The organism is Brotaphodocola sp. (genome assembly GCF_050873365.1).
GTDB lineage: Bacteria > Bacillota > Clostridia > Lachnospirales > Lachnospiraceae > Brotaphodocola.
On the sequence record NZ_JBNMIQ010000017.1, the window covers coordinates 1 to 19648 of the forward strand.

Consider the following 19648-nt stretch of genomic DNA (forward strand, 5'->3'; position numbering starts at 1 on the left):
GTCTATCAGGAACCGTCAGACATGATAGTTATTACGGATAACATCTGATGAAGGTAGAATTCCTTCTTCTGTTATCTGATTTATAGAAACTTATTAACCAAGTAGTCTTGATTGACTACACCATTATTATACTAGGAGAAAACTTTATGAAAATCAAACACTTTATGGACATTCAGAGAATCCGAGAACAGGCGGATGAAGGCACAGCCCCCAATATTGGCGGTTTTTCAGTCGGAGATCACATTGTGATTCAGGAGAAGGTTGATGGGGCAAATGCGTCGATCCGTTATGATAGAGAGACCGGAAAGCTGGCAGTGTTTTCGCGAAATCAACAGCTCTTTGATGACAAGGCATTAAAAGGATTCTGGAGCTACGTTCAGACGCTTCCGGCGGAGGAGTATAAAGAGACGGAATCCTATGCCATTTTTGGGGAGTGGTTGATTCCTCATGCGGTGGAGTACCGACCAGAAGCGTACAACAAATGGTATGTATACGATATCTATGATACAGAAAAACGAACCTATCTGCCACAAACTGAGGTGCGGGAGTTTTGTGAGAGACATAACCTGACTTATGTGAAGACATTTTATGATGGACCATTTGTCTCCTGGGAGCATTGCAGAAGCTTTGTTGGACAGTCTGAGATTGCACTCGATCAGGGAGAAGGTGCCATTGTGAAAAATCAGACGAAATTGGGTGCGGAGGATAGGGAGAATCCCTCTGTGATCAAGATAGTATGTGAAAATTTTGCCGAAGTCCGAAAGAAGAAAAAGCAGGTCGAAGATCCTGAAAAACGGTCGGAGATGGTGAAAGCTCAGGCAATTGTGGAGCAGATCGTGACGCCTCGACGTGTGGAAAAGGAGTGGATGAAGATGCGCGATGAGGGTCTGATTGCGGATTTAGAGGTAAAACCGAACATTCAGATTCTTGCAAAGAACCTGCCTATGCGAATCTATCAGGATTGTGTGAAGGAAGAGCCAGAGCTGGTGAATTCCTGCGGAGAATATTTCGGAAAATTGTGCCAGAAGAGAGTGATGAAACTGATCAGGGAGATTGAGGTTTCGCGCAAGTAGGCTTGTTAAGTGGTCATTTGCAGAGAATGATATTTGGATGAGTGATGATGAAGATGAGCTTGAATGGAGCATAAAGGAATATGGAGTATGATTGATTACAGCGATTACGAGAGATCATTTTTTTGCTATGATGGATTATCATGTAATAAAGTTGGATTGGTTCAAAACGGCGTGTATTACATGGTTAAATTTCCTGGTAATCTGCATCACTTGGCAAAAGTTGATTTGGATCATGCAAATGATATGATATCAGAATACATTGCGTCTAGGGTAGTTAGTTTATATATGATGGCTCATGTGGTGGATCTTGGCTGGTATCATGGAAAACAATGTGTGGCATGTAAGGATTTTGTTGGAGACAGCGGAAGACTTATTGAATATACAAAACTAAAGACAACGCTATCGGAACCAATTATAGATAAAAATGGAAATGTATCCAATGGTTTATCACCAGAGATCGATGATGTTGATTATGTGTTGAATCATAACAGAACAGCGCAACAAGTAAAAGGGGTGCATGAGAGTTTCTGGCGGATGTTTATATTGGATGCTTTGAATGGAAATACGGATAGAAACAATGGAAATTGGGGGTTGCTTCTCAAGAATGGAACAATCTCATTTGCACCGGTGTATGATAATGGAAATGCTCTGAATTCGAAATGGTCTGATGAGAAGATGGAGACATCGATACAGAATGCAGAAGATATGAGAACAATCGCTTTTAAAGGATGTGTTTGTTTCTTTAAACATGACGATAGAAAAATAAATCCATTTCAATATATAGAAGCCAATGGGGCACCTTACATTAAAAATGAGTTGAGCAAGTTGGATTTTAGTGAGGTTATGTATCAAAAGGTCTGTGATATTGTGGAAGATACAGAGACTATTTCTGATGTACGGAAATGCTTTTATAAGGAATTATATCGTCTAAGATTTGAAGAACTAAGACGAATTCAGGTGGCGCAGAATGAATTTATTGCTCATGCATAGAGATATAGAAACTTGCAGATTTATATATCATAATGGTGAAGTGGAAAAAATGCAGATATCAAATGCGGATCATTTGCCATTGCCATTAAAAAGAATCCTTCACTATGAATACTTTGAGAATTCGGATAGGACACTCGTAAATGAAGAGGGCAGATATCTATTGGAAGAGTGGATGGATGATAGATCCATACCAATGAATAGATTGAGCTTAAAGCTGTATGATTACAAAGTAAGTGACATGCTCAAAATGCACGCTGTGTCTTTTACGGACAATTATTGGATAAAGGATGCTAACGCAGAAAGAGAGTTGCATTGGAAAAATGTAAATCTCTTTCATAATGCAAAAGTTGATCCCTTTGATAGGATGGAGGAGAACCGTGAGAATCGAGTTAAATATCCCCCGATAAATAACACACTTGGCGGAACTCTTGAGAAATACTGGTTTGCGTCCGAGCAAGGTCTCATGTTGGCTAAAAGAACGCCAATCATGTTGGATATGTTAAATATAAGGGAGGTAATTGCAAGTAATATCTATAAGATGCAGGGATATGATAATTACTGTAACTATCATTACATAACAGATCAGCATGGTCAAAAGACTGGATGCATGTGTAAGGCATTTACCTCTGCTGAAAGGGAACTCATAACGGCGTATGATTTGCTGGCTGAATATGGATATCAGCAGAAGGAGGATTTGTATGAGTATGTGAAAAAATTCGCAGAGATTTATGGGTGCGAAAGAGAGAAAACGACAAAGATGCTGGATATGATGACGGTTGTGGATTACTTGATAACAAATAGAGATCGTCATCAAAATAATATCGGATTTATAAGAAATCCAGTTACTCTCAAGATAATTGACATCGCACCCATATTTGATAGCGGAAGTTCAATCGAGCTAGAGGGGCAATTTCCATTAGGAGTGCAGAATACATCTGTTCATAACTTGTGCAATACAGAAAAGGAATGTTTAGATCAAGTAGAAAACAAAAATTGTATAGATATATCAAAATTACCAACCTTGGAGTGGATAAGAGATGAGTGGAAGAAAAGTGAAAATAACTTATCTGATCAAAAGTATGCAGGATTATATGAAAAAAAGCTGGCATATTGGAAATTAATGAGAGGAGTGATTGCATGATCTGGTTCACATCAGACACCCATTTTGGTCATGAGAATGTTCTGGATTTTTGCAATCGTCCCTGGAAATCTATTGTCGCTATGAACGACGAGCTGATCGATACCATCAATTTCTGGGTCAAGCCGGATGATACGCTTTATCACCTTGGCGATTATTCATTCAGAATGATGATACAAGATGCCGCCGATCTTCGAAAGCGGATCAAGTGCAAGGATGTGCATCTTATTCCCGGAAATCATGATAAAAACTGGGCACAGCCGAACATTTCTTGGGTGTTTCGAGTAGAGAATCCCATCTGTGTCCTCAAGGTGGAGAAGCGGAAACTCGTGTTGAGCCATTACCCTATGGCAGACTGGCAAGGGATGAAACATGAATCGATTCATCTTCATGGTCACATCCATTCGCAAGGAGTGCAGTACAATGAATTGAACCGCATGCAGGGGCTATTCCGCTATGATGTTGGTGTTGATGCAAATGGGTATCGCCCCGTCTGTATGGATGAAATTTTAAAATGGTTTGAAGGTGTGCCATGCATCGGTCGTGTCGACTGGCATAACTGGGTGAGTGCCACAGAAAATGTTTGTTAAATGGTGATAGAAAGTGAGAAAATTTGAAAAAATAGAATAAAATCCATTCCTAACAGTTAAAAAGAGAAGACGCTCTAGGCTTTGTTGAAAGCCTAGAGCGTCTTCTCTTTTGTCTTATATGATTTTATTTGCGACTTTGTTTTATTTTTATATATATCCTTACAGCTTCGTGTATCCGTAGCTGTTTACGATTGCATCCAGCTTGGTGCCTGCCTGACACTGCGGGCAGTTGTGCGGATCGGACAGCTTGAAGTCCGGGATATCGCTCATATCGAAGACTGCATTTACCGGATAACCCTCGATCTCAGATACAGCACCGAAGATAACGGAGATACCCTCCATGATTCCGCCGTAAGACTCGATGCAACGGATGCTCTTCATGATCGTATGACCAGACATTGCACTTGCAAGAACAACCAGAACGTGCTTGTCCTTCAGCATCGGAACGATGTTCTCACGGACAACCATCTGACCGGTGGAATCAAACTCCGGGGTGATGATGTAGCTGGTCTTGTGCATGTTGGTGGTGTTGAATCCCATCTCGGAGAGCTGCTGTGCAACGTAAGCTCCGATTACCTCACATCCGTCCATGCAGATGATCGTATCAATCGTCTTCTTTGTAGCGAAAGCCTTCGAGTACTGAAGAACCTCATCACTGATTCCGAAAGATTTGGAAAGACCAACACGGTTTACGTACTTCTTTACCATTGCCTTTGCAACAGCCTCTGCCTCAGACTGGCGCATCTTCAGAGAAGACATATCAATATAATAATTGATATGGAAACGGTCGGAAGAAAAATGGCCTTTTGTCACACGCAGAGCAACCTTTGGGTTGTCCTTTGCCTGGATTTTAGTAGCTTGTCCCATCATAAGAAAGATCCTCCTCTAAAATGATTAATGTAATCCTACCCATTTAAATCAGATTATAGTACAAAATGATAAAAAAATCCATAACGATTGTTAAGTTTTTAATAATTTAGACAAAGCTCCCCATTTCCATGGACAATTTGGCGCAGTGCCTCCGCATTTTCAATCAGAATTCCGTTGCTGTTTTTGGACAGATAACCGCGCTGTTTCATCTTTGCCATGATGCGCGATACCGTCACCGGGTGGGTTCCGAGATAGCGAGCAAGCTCCGCATAGGTAAAGAATTTCGGAACGGTCAGGATGCCTTCCTTCTCCTTGGCAACGTTGAGAAGAAGACGGCTTAAGCCCGTCACAGCCGACTCGTCGAGTCTCTGATGAAAATGAACGAGAACTTCATAATAATTATCAGAGAGTGTCTGAATAAGAAAGGTGTTGAATGTAGGATCATGTTGCATCAGATCCTGAAAGGCAGAGAAGCTGATGCGGTAGAGTGTACATTCCGTCTTTGTAATAATCGAAAACTCCACGGGATGAGGGATTCCGTGAGTCATTAAGAGCTGATTAAATCCGACAATGCGAGGAGGGTAGAAGTACAGGTAAACGGTCTCTTCCCCGTTACTTGTCACTCCTGTCAGTGCACAGATTCCGTCTTCAAGTAAATAACAGCAGTCAGCCCCAGGTGAATCCATGCTGATATTTAAACAGACCTGCTTGTCAAGATGGATTTTGGTTCCCATTGATCGAAGCAGTTTTCTGAAATTTTCCTTCATAGTTTTTATACCTCCGAACTAATTGTAACATAGTTTTAAAAATAAAACTACCGAAAAATATTATCAGATATAACGTGTGTTATAGCTTTAACGAGAAAAAAATGGTAGTATTAACTAAAAGTGAGGGTCGCATTTTATAGGAGTTGTTGCGTTTTGCCTCATGTGTTAATTAATTAACAAAAGCGTAGGAGGGGTTTGACACATGGCAAGTTCAAAAAACAAAGACACGATGACGATTGTTCACTCCATAATCGGAGTTGCAATCATGGTGCTTTTCCGGTATTTACCGCTTAATCTGCCGGAGATTACACCAGTTGGTATGCAGGTTGTAGGTATCTTCCTTGGAACCTTGTATCTGTGGACATTTGTAGATCCACTCTGGAGCAGTTTGTTCGCAATCGCGATGATCGGTTTTTCTGATTATGCACCGATGAACGCAGTGCTTCAGTCCGCATTCGGATCTCCGGTTGCTCGTCAGAGTTTCTTCCTGATGGTAGCAGCAGGAGCACTTGTTTATTACAAAGTAACTCTTTACATTGGACGTTTCTTCCTGACAAGAAAGTTTGCAAACGGTAAGCCATGGATGATGGCATTCGTTATCTGCATCGGTTCTTATCTGATTGCAGGATTCATCAACTGCTTCACCGCAATCTTCCTGTTCTGGCCGGTTCTGTACGATATCTTTGATGAGATCGGTTACAAGAAGGGCGATGCATTCCCGAGAGTTATGCTGACACTCGTAATCACTTCTGCACTTGTTGGTTTCCCGATGGCACCGTACATGCAGAATGGTCTTGCTCTGTTAGCAAACTTCCAGAGCATCACAGAGAATATGCCGGGCGGTCCGATTTCCGTAAACAACGCTTCTTACCTGATCGTTGCAATCGTTCTTGGAATCACGATCATCACCGTAACTGTTCTCTATGCAAAGTTTGTGATTCGTCCGGATGCATCGAAGTTAAAAGATTACGATGTAGAAGAGCTGAACAAACATCCGCTTCCGCCGATGGACCTGCGTCAGAAAGTTCTGTCCGCAGCATTCATTCTTCTCGTTCTTGGTATGATGCTTCCGTCCCTGCTTCCGTCTCTGCCGGGCATGAAGTTCCTGTCCAGCAACAGCTACGGACTTGCACTCTTTGTTGTAGCAGTTCTGGCAGCAATTCGTATTGACGGCAAGGCAGCAGTAGAGATCCCGAAGGTACTTGCAGGCAACTTAAACTGGGGTGCATACTTCATCATCGTTGCAGCAATCATGCTTGGTAACGTTCTGACGAACGAGTCCACCGGTGTCAGCGCATTTTTAAGCTATGTGCTCTCCCCGATCTTCAACGGAATGTCTTCGACTGTATTTACAGTCCTGATCCTTCTGGTTGCAGGAGTTCTGACAAACCTGTGTAACAGCCTTGTAATCGGTATGATTCTTCAGCCGGTTCTCGTAACCTACTGTGCACAGTCCGGAGCAGATCCGAGACCGATCGTAACCCTGCTGATTCTGTTCGTATTGATGTCCGCAGCAGTTACTCCGGCAGCATCTCCGTTCGCAGCAATCCTGCACAGTAACAAGGAATGGATTGAGACGAAGTATGTATATCAGTACACTCTGCCGATCGTTCTGATCGAGTTCATCCTTGTGATGGTCGTTGGTGTTCCGTTAGCAAGCATGCTGATGTAATTCCACTGCCGAGCGGGAGGCGATACCGCAAAGCAGAGACATGACACAGGATATGCATGATACAGAATATACAGAATGTGATGTATGGAAACGTGTAGATATGTGTAGATAAAAACGATGGCAAAGATGCAGAGACAACAACTCCAAAAAGTGACGCTCATCTGTCTGTGAAAATCATAAAGCATTGGAATGACAGGGGATAGGTAATAGAAATAAAAGGAATACAATAGCAGAGTTAGAGATTTTGTTTGATTGATTAAAAAGAAAGAATGAAGTTAGTTAAGGAGAAGGAATTATGGCACAGTATGATGTGATTATCGTGGGAGCAGGTCCTGCCGGAATGACTGCTGCAATCTATGCAGCGAGAGCAGACATGACCGTGCTTCTGCTTGACAAGCTGGCACCGGGTGGTCAGATTATCAACACAAATGAGATTCAGAACTATCCGGGAACCGGTTTTATCAACGGAGCAGAGCTGGCATACAAGATGTTTGAGCAGACTCAGGAGTTCCCGTCGATCACCTTCGATTATGCGACTGTCAAGGAGATTCAGAATGACGGCGCAGAGAAGAAGGTAATCTGCGAGGAGGACGGCAAGGAGTTCACCGGAAGCACGATCATTCTTGCAACCGGAACCCGTCCGAGATGTCTCCATGTTCAGGGCGAGGACAACTTCCGTGGAAATGGCATCAGCTGGTGCGCAATCTGTGATGGCGCTCAGTACCGCGATCGCGATGTTGTTGTAGTTGGTGGTGGAAACTCCGCAGTTGAGGAGTCGATCTTCCTTGCAGGTATCGTAAAGAGCCTGACAATCGTGACGATGTTTGATCTGACTGCAGATCCGATCGCATGTGACAAACTCCGTGCAATGGAGAATGTAAAGATTTATCCGTATCAGGATATTCTCGAGTTCACCGGGGATACGAAGCTGACCGGCGTTCATTTCAAGTCCACAAAGACCGGTGAGGAGAACACGGTTGCATGTGACGGTGTGTTTGAGTACATTGGACTGACTCCGACGACAGAGTTTGCAAAGGATCTCGGTGTTCTGAACCAGATGGGTTATGTGACCGTTGATGATCGCATGCATACCCCGGTAGAGGGAATCTTCGGTGCAGGAGACTGCGTGACGAAGAACCTTCGTCAGGTAATCACAGCATGTTCCGACGGCGCAATTGCCGCACAGGAAGCTGCTCACTATGTGCAGAACCTGAGAAAGTAAGTAATCGGTCGCACAGATCCGCAATCAAACAGACGAATTGCGAGTGATTTGTTTGAATGAAAGAAAACAAATACAACGAAGAATGAATAATACAACGAATACGGAGGAATCAACCAATGATTAAAGAAGTAAACAGCGCAGAATTTAAAGAGTTAGCAGGACAGGGTCTGGTACTGGCAGATTTCTTTTCTACTACCTGCGGACCGTGCAAGATGCTCTCTTTCGTACTGAAGGATGTTGAGAAGGAGTTTGGCGATGATCTGACCATCCTGAAAGTAGATTTTGACCAGAACAAGGATCTGACTGCTGAGTATGGGGTAACCGGCTATCCGACTCTCGTTCTGTTAAAAGATGGCGCAGAGGTTGGACGTTTACAGGGTCTTCAGCAGAAGCCGGTTATCATCAAGCTCGTGAAGGATCATCAGTAATCAGCAAGTGATTTTGTAGTTCTTGTAATCTGAATGGATCAAAAAACAGATTATAAAACATAAAAAAGCAAAAAACAAAACAACAAAAAGAAGGGGCAGATCCTAAGGGGTTATGGATCTGTCCCGACAGGAGGAGGAACTTATGTCAGTAAATTATTCCTTTCAGGATCACCTGATCAACCGCCAGGCAGAGGCTGAGGCACAGATGCTTAAGACATTTGAGGAGGGCAATTACACAATCGCCAATCCGCTCGTTGTCTACAATGCTTACCTTGTAAACCCGCTTTCCGCAGTTATCTGCTTTGAGACGGAGGAGGAGACCGCAGTGACTCTGACCGTTCTCGGAAAGACGGTACAGGGAAACATCAGCCACACCTTCCCGAAGGCAAAGAAGCATGTACTTCCGGTTGTTGGTCTGTATTCTGAGTATCAGAACAAGGTTGAGATCCGTGCATACCGCGGAGAGTCAAATGTTGTAACGATCGATGTTCCGGATGTATTTGATGGCAAGAAAGTTATTTTCTCGATGGATACGACTCCGGAGTATTTACAGGACAACATCATTCTGGTATCTCCGGCAGGTGAGGATCTGGCAGTTGGTTTTGACTATGCAGGCGATGCAAGATGGCATATGAACATCCCGTGCGTATTCGATGTAAAGAGACTGAAAAACGGCAACCTGATCATGGGTACGAACCGTGTTATCCAGATGCCGTACTACATGTCCGGTCTGTACGAGATCAGCCCGTGTGGTAAGATCTACAAAGAGTTCCGTCTGCCGGGTGGCTATCATCACGATGAGTTCGAGATGGAAGATGGCAACCTCTTAGTTCTGACCGATGATCTGAGAAGAAACACCGTTGAGGATATGTGCGTTCTCGTAGATCGCAACACCGGTGCAATCTTAAAGACCTGGGATTACAAGAAGTTCCTGAATCCGGAGACCGTGAGCCATTCCGGAAGCTGGTCCGATCATGACTGGTTCCACAACAATGCAGTTTGGTACGACAAGAACACGAACTCCCTGACCTTCTCCGGTCGTCACGTTGACGCTATGGTCAACATCGACTTTGAGACTGGCGATCTGAACTGGATCATCGGTGATCCGGCAGGCTGGCCACAGGAGATGGTGGACAAGTACTTCTTCAAGCCGATCGGAAACAACTTCGAGTGGCAGTATGAACAGCACGCAAACGTGATCACTCCGAACGGCGATGTAATGTGCTTCGATAACCATCATTACGGCCACAAGGCAGTTGAGAGAGATCAGTTCCTGAGTGCAGATAACAGCTACTCCAGAGGTGTTCGCTATCGCATCAACACGAAGGATATGACGATCGAGCAGGTATGGCAGTACGGTAAGGATCGCGGAGCAGAGTTCTTCTCCCCGTACATCTGTAACGTAGAGTACTACAACGAGGGACACTACATGGTTCACTCCGGCGGTATCGCTTATGACAAGGACGGCAACCCGTCTGAGGCACTCGGCGCATTCGCTTCGAGCCAGGGCGGACATCTAGAGTCCATCACCGTTGAGATCTGCGACAACAAGAAGATGCTTGAGCTTCACGTTCCGGGCAACTACTACCGCGGTGAGAAGCTGAAACTTTACAGCGACGGCATCAATCTTGAGCTTGGCAAGGGTCAGATCCTCGGTCAGATGGGTGTTACCCTTGAGATGGATACCGAAGTTCCGGCAGACAGCCAGGGCGCAATGCTTCCGGAGTCCTGCAACGCAAGAGTAGAAGACGAGATCGATCGTTTCACCTTCTTCTCCCGCTTCGAGAAGGGACAGCTCGTTATCCTTCAGCTTGAGAAGGGCGAGGAGATCCATCGTTACTTCATCTCCACAACCGCAGTTCCGTTCCTTGCAATGTGCTGTGGAACCTTCCTTGATTCCGATGATCGTAACACGAGAACGAACATCAACAAGGCAGGCTTAGAGGGCGACTACGATCTGCGCGTCATCGTTGACGATCAGAAGTACGAGACTGGTATCAAGATTCACTGCTAAGACTCGGGTGAGTTGAGAGAATTAGTAATCAGTCATACGAATTGGAAATTTTAGGAGAAGGAAGGCCCGGATAGCAGGCTGTCGGGACCGGGCAGAAATCCCGGCAGTCTTATAGGAGGAACTTATGGGAGTCGATTTTAGAAATGTAGAACATATCATCAAGCGTCAGTACAAGGCAGAGCAGGAGTTCTTGAACGAGTATGCACAGGAGAAGCACACCATCGCAAATCCGTATGTGAAATTAAACCCGTATCTGATCGCTCCGTTAACCGCACTTGTGATGTTTGAGAACGAGAAACCGGCATTTGCAAAGGTAACCGTAAAGGGCAAGGAGAGCGCAGGCGATATGATGTATCGTCCGGCATCCGATTCCAAGAAGATGGTGATCCCGGTATACGGTCTGTATGCAGATTATGAGAATACCGTTATCATCGAGCTGAGCACCGGCGAGAAGGCTGAGATCAAGATCCAGACCGAGCCGGCACCGAAGAAAGTCTGGAAGCCGACCTACATCAAGACCACTCCGGAGTACATGGAGGACAACGTGGTATTCGTAAGCCCGACCTCCCCGGCATGCACCGCAGCTTACGACTATGCAGGCGATGCACGTTGGTACAACACTCTGAACCTTGCATTTGACTTAAAGCGTGCAAGAAACGGTCGTCTCTTCGTCGGTACCGATCGTCTGGTTGCTCCGCCTTACCACACCAGCGGTGTGTATGAGATGGGCATGATCGGTAAGATCTACAAAGAGTACCGTGTTCCGGGTGGTTATCATCATGATGAGTGGGAGATGGAGAACGGCGATCTGCTGATTCTGACTCAGGATCTTCCGCGTGGTACCGTTGAGGATGTCTGCGTTCTTGTAGACAGAAAAACCGGTGAGATCTTAAAGAAATGGGATCATCAGGACGTTCTTCCGGTATATCCGGTCGGCGGTTCCGGAAGCCAGGATGCACATGACTGGTTCCACAACAATGCAGTTTGGTACGATAAGAGAACAAACTCTCTGACGTTCTCCGGTCGTCATCAGGATATCATCATCAACCGCGATTTCGAGACCGGAAAGCTCAACTGGATCATCGGTGATCCGACAGGTTGGCCGGAGGAGATGCAGAAGTACTTCTTCAAGCCGATCGGCGACGGAGACTTCGACTGGCAGTATGAACAGCATGCCTGCATGATTCTGCCAAACGGCGATGTAATGTGCTTCGATAACGGTCACTGGAGATCCAAGGAGAAAGAGCACTATCGCGCAGCGAAGGACAACTTCTCCCGCGGTGTCATTTACCACATCGATACCGACAACATGACGATCGAGCAGGTATGGCAGTACGGTAAGGAGAGAGGCGCAGAGTTCTTCTCCACCTACATCTGCAACTGCGAGTACTACGAACCGGGTCACTACATGGTTCACTCCGGCGGTATCGGTAAAGAGAATGGCGAGTGGATGAACGTTCCGGGTGCTGCAAAGACTGAGGGCATCGACAACGGAACCGTACAGCTCAGCTCTATCACCGTTGAGATCAAGGATGATGAGGTGATGTACGAGATGCATCTGCCGGCAAACTACTACCGTGCAGAGAAGCTCAAACTCTACGATGAGATGGATCAGGTAACATTCGGAGAGGGCGAGATCCTTGGCACACTCGGCGTGACGGAGGAGTTCTTAACCGAGGCTCCGGCAGAGCCGGCTGGCATGATTCCGGATCAGTACAAGACAAAGATTGCAAAGGAAGAGGATCGTCTGGTCTTCAAGGCAAGCTTTGAGAAGGGCATGCTCGTTATGCTCAACCTTGAGGGCGAGAATGGCGCTCCGAACCGTCATTACTTCGTTCCGACGACGAAGAGACCGTTCCTTGCAATGTGCGTAGGAACCTTCCTTGAGCATGATCCGAGAGCCGTTGAGGTTCCGATCAGTGCAGAGGGAATTGAGGGCACTTATAAGGTAACTGTCACCGTAGATGATAAAAAATATGATACAGGTGTAGAAATTACCTTTTAAATGTAGTATAATTATATAGCTAGCCAATATTGCGGAAAAGGTTTCTGCCTGCTCTCAGCAGGGCGAAATTGTGAGGCAGGCGGAAACCATATAAAGGCGCAAACTCATGCGTTTCCGGTGGGAATCCGGGGATGCATAAAAACAAAGGAGGAGTTGTTTTCATGGGATACAAAGTGAGCTTTGAAGAAGCCAACAAGATCCTGGCAGAGCTTCAGAACGAGTATGAAATCTGGGCACCGAAGCGATTCGTAGGCAAGGGCAGATATTCTGATACCGATCTGGTAAAGTATGCTAAGATCAACACGATTGAGGAAGTTGAGTACAAGAAGAAATCTGACTTCCCGGCAAAAGAGGTTCTGACCCCGATCACCGAGTCTCTGTTCTACTTCACTGAGGACGAGTTCATCGAGAGCAAGGCAACTAATAAGAAACTGCTGATCTTCATGCGTCCGTGTGACATTCACGCACAGCATCATCAGGAGCGCATCTATTTAAGCAACGGTAACTTCGAGGACATGTACTACAAGCGCATGAACGAGAAAGTTAAGATTGTTATGATGGAGTGTGCTGAGAGCTGGGATACCTGCTTCTGCGTAAGCATGGGAACCAACAAGGCAGAGGACTACTCTCTGGCAGTTCGTTTCGGCGAGGATGGACTTCTGGTTGACGTGAAGGATCAGGATTTTGCAGGATGCTTCGAGAATGACGAGAAGGCAGACTTTACGCCGGATTATGTAAAAGAGAATGTTCTGAAAGTAACCGTTCCGGAGATCCCGAACAAGGATGTCCTGACCAAGTTAAAACAGCATCCGATGTGGAACGAGTACAACAAGCGTTGTATCTCCTGCGGAGCTTGTACGATTGCATGCAGCACCTGTACCTGCTTTACCACAACGGATATCATCTACAACGAGAATGGTCGTGTCGGTGAGAGAAAGCGTACTTCCGCTTCCTGCCAGATCAAGGGCTTTACCGATATGGCTGGTGGCATGAGCTTCCGCAACACTGCCGGTGATCGTATGCGTTACAAAGTACTCCACAAATTCCACGACTACAAGGCACGTTTCAAAGATTATGATATGTGCGTAGGTTGCGGTCGATGCATGGAGCGTTGTCCGGAACTGATCTCCATCGTAGCAACTGTCAACAAGATGAGCAAGGCGATCGATGAGATCGTAGCTGAGTCTGACAAGGCGTGAGAGAGAGAGGTGGAGAAGAATGAATAACATTATCAAGCCGGTAGCATGTGAAATCATCAGCATTAAGCGTGAGAGCGTTCATGAGTATACCTTCCGTGTTGCTACGGATATCAAACCGAATCCGGGACAGTTTTTACAGCTTTCCATCCCGAAGGTAGGTGAGGCTCCGATTTCTGTCAGCTCCTATGGTGAGGGCTGGATGGAGTTTACCATTCGTTCCGTAGGTAAAGTAACGGATGAGATTTTTGAGATGCAGCCAGGAGATCATCTGTTCCTGCGTGGACCGTACGGACACGGATGGCCGATTGAGCAGTATAAAGGCAAGCATGTCGTAGTCATCACCGGTGGTACCGGTCTGGCTCCGGTAAAGAGCATGCTGAACATGTTTTATGAGAACCCGGATTACGTGAAGAGCGTAACCTTAATCAGCGGATTTAAGAACGAGGAAGGCATCATCTTCAAAGAGGATCTTGAGAGATGGAAAGAGCGCTTCACGACTTACTACACGCTGGATCGTGACCACAAGGATGGCTGGAACACCGGTTTCGTTACCGAGTTCGTTTCCAAGGTTCCGTTAAAGGAGTTTGGAGAGGATTACGAGATGGTAATCGTAGGACCGCCGCCAATGATGAAGTTCACCGGTCTGGAGGCTGTAAAGTGTGGCGCTAAGGAAGAGAAGATCTGGGTATCCTTCGAGAGAAAGATGTCTTGTGCAGTAGGTAAGTGCGGACACTGCCGTATCGACGAAGTGTATGTCTGCCTGGATGGCCCGGTATTCAACTATACACAGGCTAAGAATCTGATTGACTAAGGAAAGGGGCAAGGATTATGAATCAGGATATTGATATTAAGAAAGTGCGTCTCAACTGTTTCCGTCAGTCTAAGGTACCGGGTGAGTTCATGCTTCAGTTGCGTGTTCCGGGTGCTGCTCTTGCTGCAAAGCATCTGACAATGGTACAGGAGATTTGTGAGAAATGGGGAAATGGAACCTTCCATTTCGGAACCAGACAGACCTTTGATATTCCGGGAATCAAGTACGAGAATATCGAGGCAGTAAACAAGTACATCAAGGGTTACATTCATGATATTGATGTGGAGAGCTGTGGTGTAGACATGAATACGATCGCTGGTCAGCCGGCAGAGTATGATGTTGAGAGCGGTTATCCGACCATCGGTGCAAGAAACATCATGGCATGTGTTGGTAATGCACACTGCATCAAGGGTAATGCAAATACCGCAGAGCTGGCTAGAAAGATCGAGAAGCTGATCTTCCCGTCTCACTACCACATCAAAGTTGCAGTTGCAGGATGCCCGAACGACTGTGTAAAGGCAAACTTCAACGATTTCGGTATCATGGGTATCAACAAGCAGATCTACGACATCGACCGTTGTATCGGTTGTGGCGCTTGCGTGGAGGCTTGTCAGCATCATGCAACCGGCGTCCTGAGCCTGAACAAGAACGGCAAGATCGATAAGGATACCTGCTGCTGCGTAGGTTGTGGTGAGTGTTCGATCGCCTGCCCGACCGGAGCTTGGAGCAGAGGACCGCACCTGTATCGTGTCACCCTGGGTGGACGTACCGGTAAGCAGAACCCGCGTTCCGGTAAGCTGTTCCTGAACTGGGTAACTGAGGATGTTATCCTTGGCATGTTCGCAAACTGGCAGAAGTTCTCCGCATGGGCTCTGGATTACAAGCCGGAGTACCTGCATGGTGGTCACCTGATCGACCGTGTTGGCTACAAGGAGTTCGTAAAGCACATCTTCGAGGGTGTTACCTTCAACCCGGAAGCAAAGATGGCAGACGATATCTACTGGGCAGAGAACGAGCAGCGTGGAAATATGCACGTTATGCCGCTGTCTCAGCATAAGCATGCTGGCCCGGCAGAGACTGCAAATTACAGCTTTGCTCAGCAGAAATAAGCAATAATAGATTATTTGACAAGATTGTCAGATTTTCGCAAAACATAAGAGAATTTAAAGAAGAGGGGCAGAATCGCAGAAAGGTTCTGCTCCTTTTTCTTGTATTTTCTGAAATTTCATAGTATAATCATAGTAGCTATTTTAACGATCCGGAGTGATCGAAAAGCAACATGGTTGCAAAAACGAACAATAGCAGGAGGAGTATATTATGGTTGCATGGAAAAACTTGGATACCCTTACTTCCTTTGAGGATCTCGCAAAGACAGAGCGCGTGAATCTGATTGAGGCAATGACCGGTGAGAATGGCGCAGAGCGTGTAAAGAAGTACAGCGTTCCGATGGCAGAGGGGTTTGTTTACAATTATGCGGCAAAGCAGGTTGATGATGAGGTTCTGACTGCAATGGAGAAGCTGGCCGAGGAGGCACAGCTTGCAGAGAAGTTTGAGGCTCTCTACAACGGTGAGGTAGTCAATACCGGTGAGAAGCGTCTCGTACTTCACCAGCTGACCCGTGGACAGCTCGGAAATCCGGTTGTCGCAGACGGAGTGGACAAGCGCAAGTTCTATGTAGAACAGCAGAACCGCATTGCAGAGTTTGCAAATAAAGTCCATGCAGGTGAGATCGTGAATGCAGACGGCGAGAAATTCACGACAGTCGTACAGATCGGTATCGGTGGAAGTGACCTTGGCCCGCGTGCAATCTATCTGGCTTTAGAGAACTGGGCAAAGAAGAATGGCACCTTCAAGATGGAGGCAAAGTTCATCAGCAACGTAGATCCGGATGATGCATCCGTAGTGCTGAACTCGATCGATGTCGCACACTCCCTGTTCGTTCTCGTTTCCAAGTCCGGCACAACGCTTGAGACTCTGACAAACGAGTCCTTCGTAAAGGATGCTTTAAAGAACGCAGGTCTTGATGCATCCAAGCATATGATCGCTGTTACGAGTGAGACTTCTCCTCTGGCAAAGAGCGATGATTATCTTGCAGCCTTCTTCATGGATGACTACATCGGTGGTCGTTATTCTTCCAGCTCCGCAGTTGGTGGTGCTGTCCTGTCTCTGGCATTCGGTCCGGAGGTATTTGCACAGTTTTTGGAGGGCGCAGCAGAGGAGGACAAGCTCTCCGCAAAGAAGAACCTGCGCGAGAACCCGGAGATGCTCGATGCGATGATCGGCGTTTACGAGCGCAACGTACTCGGCTATCCGTGCACCGCAGTTCTGCCGTACTCCCAGGCTTTAAGCCGTTTCCCGGCACATCTTCAGCAGTTAGATATGGAGTCCAACGGTAAGTGCGTCAACCGTTTCGGTGAGCGCGTGAGCTACCCGACCGGACCGATCATCTTCGGTGAGCCGGGAACAAATGGTCAGCACTCCTTCTATCAGCTTCTGCATCAGGGAACCGACATCGTTCCGCTTCAGTTTGTCGGCTTCAAGAACAGCCAGCTGAAGAACGATGTTGTGATCCAGGGAAGCACGAGCCAGCAGAAACTCTGCGCGAACGTTGCAGCTCAGATCGTGGCATTTGCCTGCGGTAAGTCTGATGAGAACCGCAACAAGAATTTCGAGGGCGCACGTCCGTCCAGCATCATCATCGGCGATGAGGTAACCCCGAGAACAATCGGTGCTCTCCTCGCACACTTTGAGAACAAGATCATGTTCCAGGGCTTCTTATGGAACATCAACAGCTTCGATCAGGAAGGTGTACAGCTCGGAAAGGTACTTGCAAAGCGCGTACTCGCTCACGAGACCGACGGAGCACTCAAGGAGTTCAGCGATCTTCTGAACATCTAATAAGACTTAGCATTGACTTGGCGCTAGCATTATGGCAAGACCGGCAGGGCAGAGAAATCTGTCCTGCTTTTTTGTTTCATAGGAAATTGCGTCATTCTCTTTGTCGTTGTTTCCAGCCGTTTGCGTTCGGTTTTTTTGTTTCTCATAGTAATTTTCGGGTTTTTCGGGATTTGAGAAAGTTTTAGTTGTAAATAATTTTTTAGTTGTGCTATAATATTTTCCTGATGCCTGTAAAACTCAGAGTGGATGTCCGCATTTAAGCGAAAGCAAAAACATTTCCTCAAAGGGCTTATAGAGCAGAAATTGGTTACTGTACACGGGTAGGCATTTTCTGAACTGAAAATGCCGTATAATACAGTGGTGGTAGCAGATTTTGCCGATTTGGAATGCGAAGCATCGGCAAAATCCGTTGCTGTTTGCGCAACGCGTGAACAGCAAACGAAAGAGGAAATGCAGGAAGTAAACAGGAAATAGAAAAAGAGAACCCGATAAGTAAGTTTAAGAGAAAACAAGAGAAAAATGGAGTAATGAGAATGGATCATTTGAATAAATCACAGGAAGTTTTGGAGATTCCGGAGAGGGAGCCGGCAAGACAGCAGTATTTCACCGAGAAATGTGCAGAGCTTGTCAGTGAACTTTCCAAATCTCTCGGTCGCCCGCTGACCTGTTGCATCAATACGTTCGGATGCCAGATGAATGCGAGAGATTCTGAGAAACTTCTCGGAATTTTGGAGAAGATGGGATTTGAGGAGTCTGACAGCGAGAAGTCCGATCTGGTGCTCTACAACACCTGTACCGTCCGCGACAATGCGAACCAGAAGGTTTACGGTCGCCTCGGACAGCTCGGCTCAATCAAGAAGAAGAACCCGTCGATGCTGATCGGTCTGTGTGGCTGTATGATGCAGGAGTCTGCGGTTGTTGAGAAGATCAAGAAGAGCTATCCGTTCGTGGATGTCATCTTTGGAACCCACAACATTTATAAGCTCGCAGAGATCATGTACAATCGTCTGACCGGAAAGAAGATGGTCGTCGACATTCAGAAGGAAGCGGAGGAGATCGTTGAGGATCTTCCGGTGGAGCGCAAATATCCGTTTAAGTCCGGAGTCAACATCATGTTCGGCTGTAACAATTTTTGCAGTTACTGCATCGTTCCGTATGTGCGCGGACGTGAGAGAAGCCGTGAGCCGGAGGAGATTCTCGCTGAGATCCGCCGTCTCGTCGCAGATGGCGTTGTCGAGGTCATGCTCCTCGGTCAGAACGTCAACTCCTACGGAAAGAACCTGAAAAATCCGGTAACGTTTGCGGAGCTTCTTCGCCGTGTCAATGAGATCGAGGGACTTGAGCGCATCCGCTTTATGACCTCCCATCCGAAGGATCTCTCCGATGAGCTGATTCTCGCGATGAAGGAGTGCGACAAGGTTTGTGCGCATCTCCACCTTCCGCTTCAGTCCGGAAGCAGTCGCATCTTGAAGGCGATGAACCGCCGTTACACAAAGGAAGACTATTTAAATCTGGTCGAGAGAATCCGCGAGGCAATGCCGGAGATCTCGCTGACAACGGATATCATCGTCGGCTTCCCGGGCGAGACCGAGGAGGACTTCGAGGAGACGCTTGACGTTGTGCGCCGTGTGCGTTTTGACAGTGCATTTACATTCATCTATTCCGTGCGCCGTGGAACCCCGGCAGCAGCGATGGAGCAGGTTCCGGAGGACGTGGTAAAAGTCCGTTTTGACCGTCTCTTAAAGGAAGTACAGGCGATCTCCGCTGAGGTCTGCGGTCGCGATGTTCACACGGTTCAGAAAGTGCTCGCTGAGGTCATGGATGACCATCAGGAGGGCTATGTGACCGGACGTCTCTCAAACAATACCGTGGTACATTTCCCGGGAGATGAGAGTCTGATCGGCAAGATTGTGGACGTTTATCTGGAAGAGTCGAAGGGCTTTTACTACATGGGAACGATGAGATAAGATA

Annotated in this window: 16 protein-coding genes; 14 read left to right on the forward strand and 2 right to left on the reverse strand. The window is 46.5% G+C overall.

Translation table 11 applies throughout. The annotated features are described in order from the left end of the window. Nucleotides 1-146 precede the first annotated feature (146 nt). The 4 genes from ACR0QT_RS09195 (at nucleotide 147) to ACR0QT_RS09210 (ending at nucleotide 3791) form a co-directional block, all read left to right on the forward strand. Nucleotides 147-1073, forward strand: coding sequence for an RNA ligase family protein (locus ACR0QT_RS09195; protein ID WP_432630510.1), 927 nt, complete (start codon nucleotides 147-149; stop codon nucleotides 1071-1073). Nucleotides 1074-1160: 87 nt separating this feature from the next. Continuing rightward, nucleotides 1161-2063, forward strand: a complete 903-nt coding sequence (locus tag ACR0QT_RS09200) for a hypothetical protein (protein WP_432630511.1) — start codon at nucleotides 1161-1163, stop codon at nucleotides 2061-2063. Next, nucleotides 2041-3204 carry a hypothetical protein gene (locus tag ACR0QT_RS09205; protein ID WP_432630512.1) on the forward strand — a complete coding sequence of 388 codons (1164 nt, stop codon included), beginning with the start codon at nucleotides 2041-2043 and terminating at the stop codon, nucleotides 3202-3204. Before ACR0QT_RS09200 ends, ACR0QT_RS09205 begins: the two co-directional genes overlap by 23 nt. Continuing rightward, nucleotides 3201-3791: a metallophosphoesterase gene (locus tag ACR0QT_RS09210; protein WP_432630513.1), complete on the forward strand. Its 591-nt coding sequence runs from the start codon at nucleotides 3201-3203 to the stop codon at nucleotides 3789-3791. The genes ACR0QT_RS09205 and ACR0QT_RS09210 overlap by 4 nt, the downstream gene beginning before the upstream one ends. Before the next feature lie 159 nt (nucleotides 3792-3950). Here ACR0QT_RS09210 and ACR0QT_RS09215 read toward each other — a convergent pair whose 3' ends face one another. Together ACR0QT_RS09215 and ACR0QT_RS09220 are read right to left on the reverse strand one after the other, a co-directional pair. Next, on the reverse strand, nucleotides 3951-4661 hold the full coding sequence (locus ACR0QT_RS09215) for an orotate phosphoribosyltransferase (protein ID WP_432630514.1): 711 nt from the start codon (nucleotides 4659-4661) through the stop codon (nucleotides 3951-3953). A gap of 98 nt (nucleotides 4662-4759) precedes the next feature. Next, entirely contained in the window at nucleotides 4760-5428 is a 669-nt protein-coding gene (locus tag ACR0QT_RS09220) for a Crp/Fnr family transcriptional regulator (RefSeq protein ID WP_432630515.1), read from the reverse strand. Nucleotides 5429-5630: 202 nt separating this feature from the next. On the opposite strand from ACR0QT_RS09220, the gene ACR0QT_RS09225 reads away from it, so the two are divergent. The 10 genes from ACR0QT_RS09225 to miaB all read left to right on the forward strand — a co-directional run bounded on the left by ACR0QT_RS09225 (nucleotide 5631) and on the right by miaB (nucleotide 19644). Then, nucleotides 5631-7100 carry an SLC13 family permease gene (locus tag ACR0QT_RS09225; protein ID WP_432630516.1) on the forward strand — a complete coding sequence of 490 codons (1470 nt, stop codon included), beginning with the start codon at nucleotides 5631-5633 and terminating at the stop codon, nucleotides 7098-7100. A 295-nt stretch (nucleotides 7101-7395) separates the two neighbouring features. Further along, nucleotides 7396-8322 carry an NAD(P)/FAD-dependent oxidoreductase gene (locus ACR0QT_RS09230; RefSeq protein ID WP_432630517.1) on the forward strand — a complete coding sequence of 309 codons (927 nt, stop codon included), beginning with the start codon at nucleotides 7396-7398 and terminating at the stop codon, nucleotides 8320-8322. 116 nt (nucleotides 8323-8438) lie between these two features. Then, nucleotides 8439-8750 (forward strand): thioredoxin family protein, encoded by a 312-nt coding sequence (locus tag ACR0QT_RS09235; protein WP_308451150.1) that lies wholly within the window; start codon nucleotides 8439-8441, stop codon nucleotides 8748-8750. Between the two features lie 142 nt (nucleotides 8751-8892). Beyond that, nucleotides 8893-10764, forward strand: coding sequence for an aryl-sulfate sulfotransferase (locus ACR0QT_RS09240; protein ID WP_432630518.1), 1872 nt, complete (start codon nucleotides 8893-8895; stop codon nucleotides 10762-10764). Nucleotides 10765-10888: 124 nt separating this feature from the next. Then, nucleotides 10889-12769, forward strand: coding sequence for an aryl-sulfate sulfotransferase (locus ACR0QT_RS09245; RefSeq protein ID WP_432630519.1), 1881 nt, complete (start codon nucleotides 10889-10891; stop codon nucleotides 12767-12769). 161 nt (nucleotides 12770-12930) lie between these two features. Continuing rightward, nucleotides 12931-13968 carry an anaerobic sulfite reductase subunit AsrA gene (gene asrA / locus ACR0QT_RS09250; RefSeq protein WP_308451153.1) on the forward strand — a complete coding sequence of 346 codons (1038 nt, stop codon included), beginning with the start codon at nucleotides 12931-12933 and terminating at the stop codon, nucleotides 13966-13968. A gap of 19 nt (nucleotides 13969-13987) precedes the next feature. After that, nucleotides 13988-14779 carry an anaerobic sulfite reductase subunit AsrB gene (gene asrB, locus ACR0QT_RS09255; protein ID WP_308451154.1) on the forward strand — a complete coding sequence of 264 codons (792 nt, stop codon included), beginning with the start codon at nucleotides 13988-13990 and terminating at the stop codon, nucleotides 14777-14779. Nucleotides 14780-14796: 17 nt separating this feature from the next. Beyond that, entirely contained in the window at nucleotides 14797-15888 is a 1092-nt protein-coding gene (asrC, locus tag ACR0QT_RS09260) for a sulfite reductase subunit C (RefSeq protein WP_308451155.1), read from the forward strand. A 208-nt stretch (nucleotides 15889-16096) separates the two neighbouring features. Beyond that, entirely contained in the window at nucleotides 16097-17677 is a 1581-nt protein-coding gene (locus ACR0QT_RS09265) for a glucose-6-phosphate isomerase (RefSeq protein ID WP_432630520.1), read from the forward strand. Between the two features lie 533 nt (nucleotides 17678-18210). Beyond that, on the forward strand, nucleotides 18211-19644 hold the full coding sequence (gene miaB, locus ACR0QT_RS09270; RefSeq protein WP_432630521.1) for a tRNA (N6-isopentenyl adenosine(37)-C2)-methylthiotransferase MiaB: 1434 nt from the start codon (nucleotides 18211-18213) through the stop codon (nucleotides 19642-19644). Nucleotides 19645-19648 lie beyond the last annotated feature (4 nt).

What these genes read in the sequence shown, in the direction of transcription:
- ACR0QT_RS09200 (WP_432630511.1), top strand. Translation starts at nt 1,161, where the DNA reads ATGATTGATTACAGCGATTACGAGAGATCATTTTTTTGCTATGATGGA.
- ACR0QT_RS09220 (WP_432630515.1), bottom strand. Translation starts at nt 5,428, where the DNA reads ATGAAGGAAAATTTCAGAAAACTGCTTCGATCAATGGGAACCAAAATC.
- ACR0QT_RS09225 (WP_432630516.1), top strand. Translation starts at nt 5,631, where the DNA reads ATGGCAAGTTCAAAAAACAAAGACACGATGACGATTGTTCACTCCATA.
- asrA (WP_308451153.1), top strand. Translation starts at nt 12,931, where the DNA reads ATGGGATACAAAGTGAGCTTTGAAGAAGCCAACAAGATCCTGGCAGAG.
- ACR0QT_RS09235 (WP_308451150.1), top strand. Translation starts at nt 8,439, where the DNA reads ATGATTAAAGAAGTAAACAGCGCAGAATTTAAAGAGTTAGCAGGACAG.
- ACR0QT_RS09240 (WP_432630518.1), top strand. Translation starts at nt 8,893, where the DNA reads ATGTCAGTAAATTATTCCTTTCAGGATCACCTGATCAACCGCCAGGCA.
- ACR0QT_RS09230 (WP_432630517.1), top strand. Translation starts at nt 7,396, where the DNA reads ATGGCACAGTATGATGTGATTATCGTGGGAGCAGGTCCTGCCGGAATG.
- ACR0QT_RS09215 (WP_432630514.1), bottom strand. Translation starts at nt 4,661, where the DNA reads ATGATGGGACAAGCTACTAAAATCCAGGCAAAGGACAACCCAAAGGTT.
- asrC (WP_308451155.1), top strand. Translation starts at nt 14,797, where the DNA reads ATGAATCAGGATATTGATATTAAGAAAGTGCGTCTCAACTGTTTCCGT.
- ACR0QT_RS09245 (WP_432630519.1), top strand. Translation starts at nt 10,889, where the DNA reads ATGGGAGTCGATTTTAGAAATGTAGAACATATCATCAAGCGTCAGTAC.
- ACR0QT_RS09205 (WP_432630512.1), top strand. Translation starts at nt 2,041, where the DNA reads ATGAATTTATTGCTCATGCATAGAGATATAGAAACTTGCAGATTTATA.
- miaB (WP_432630521.1), top strand. Translation starts at nt 18,211, where the DNA reads ATGGATCATTTGAATAAATCACAGGAAGTTTTGGAGATTCCGGAGAGG.
- ACR0QT_RS09210 (WP_432630513.1), top strand. Translation starts at nt 3,201, where the DNA reads ATGATCTGGTTCACATCAGACACCCATTTTGGTCATGAGAATGTTCTG.
- ACR0QT_RS09265 (WP_432630520.1), top strand. Translation starts at nt 16,097, where the DNA reads ATGGTTGCATGGAAAAACTTGGATACCCTTACTTCCTTTGAGGATCTC.
- asrB (WP_308451154.1), top strand. Translation starts at nt 13,988, where the DNA reads ATGAATAACATTATCAAGCCGGTAGCATGTGAAATCATCAGCATTAAG.
- ACR0QT_RS09195 (WP_432630510.1), top strand. Translation starts at nt 147, where the DNA reads ATGAAAATCAAACACTTTATGGACATTCAGAGAATCCGAGAACAGGCG.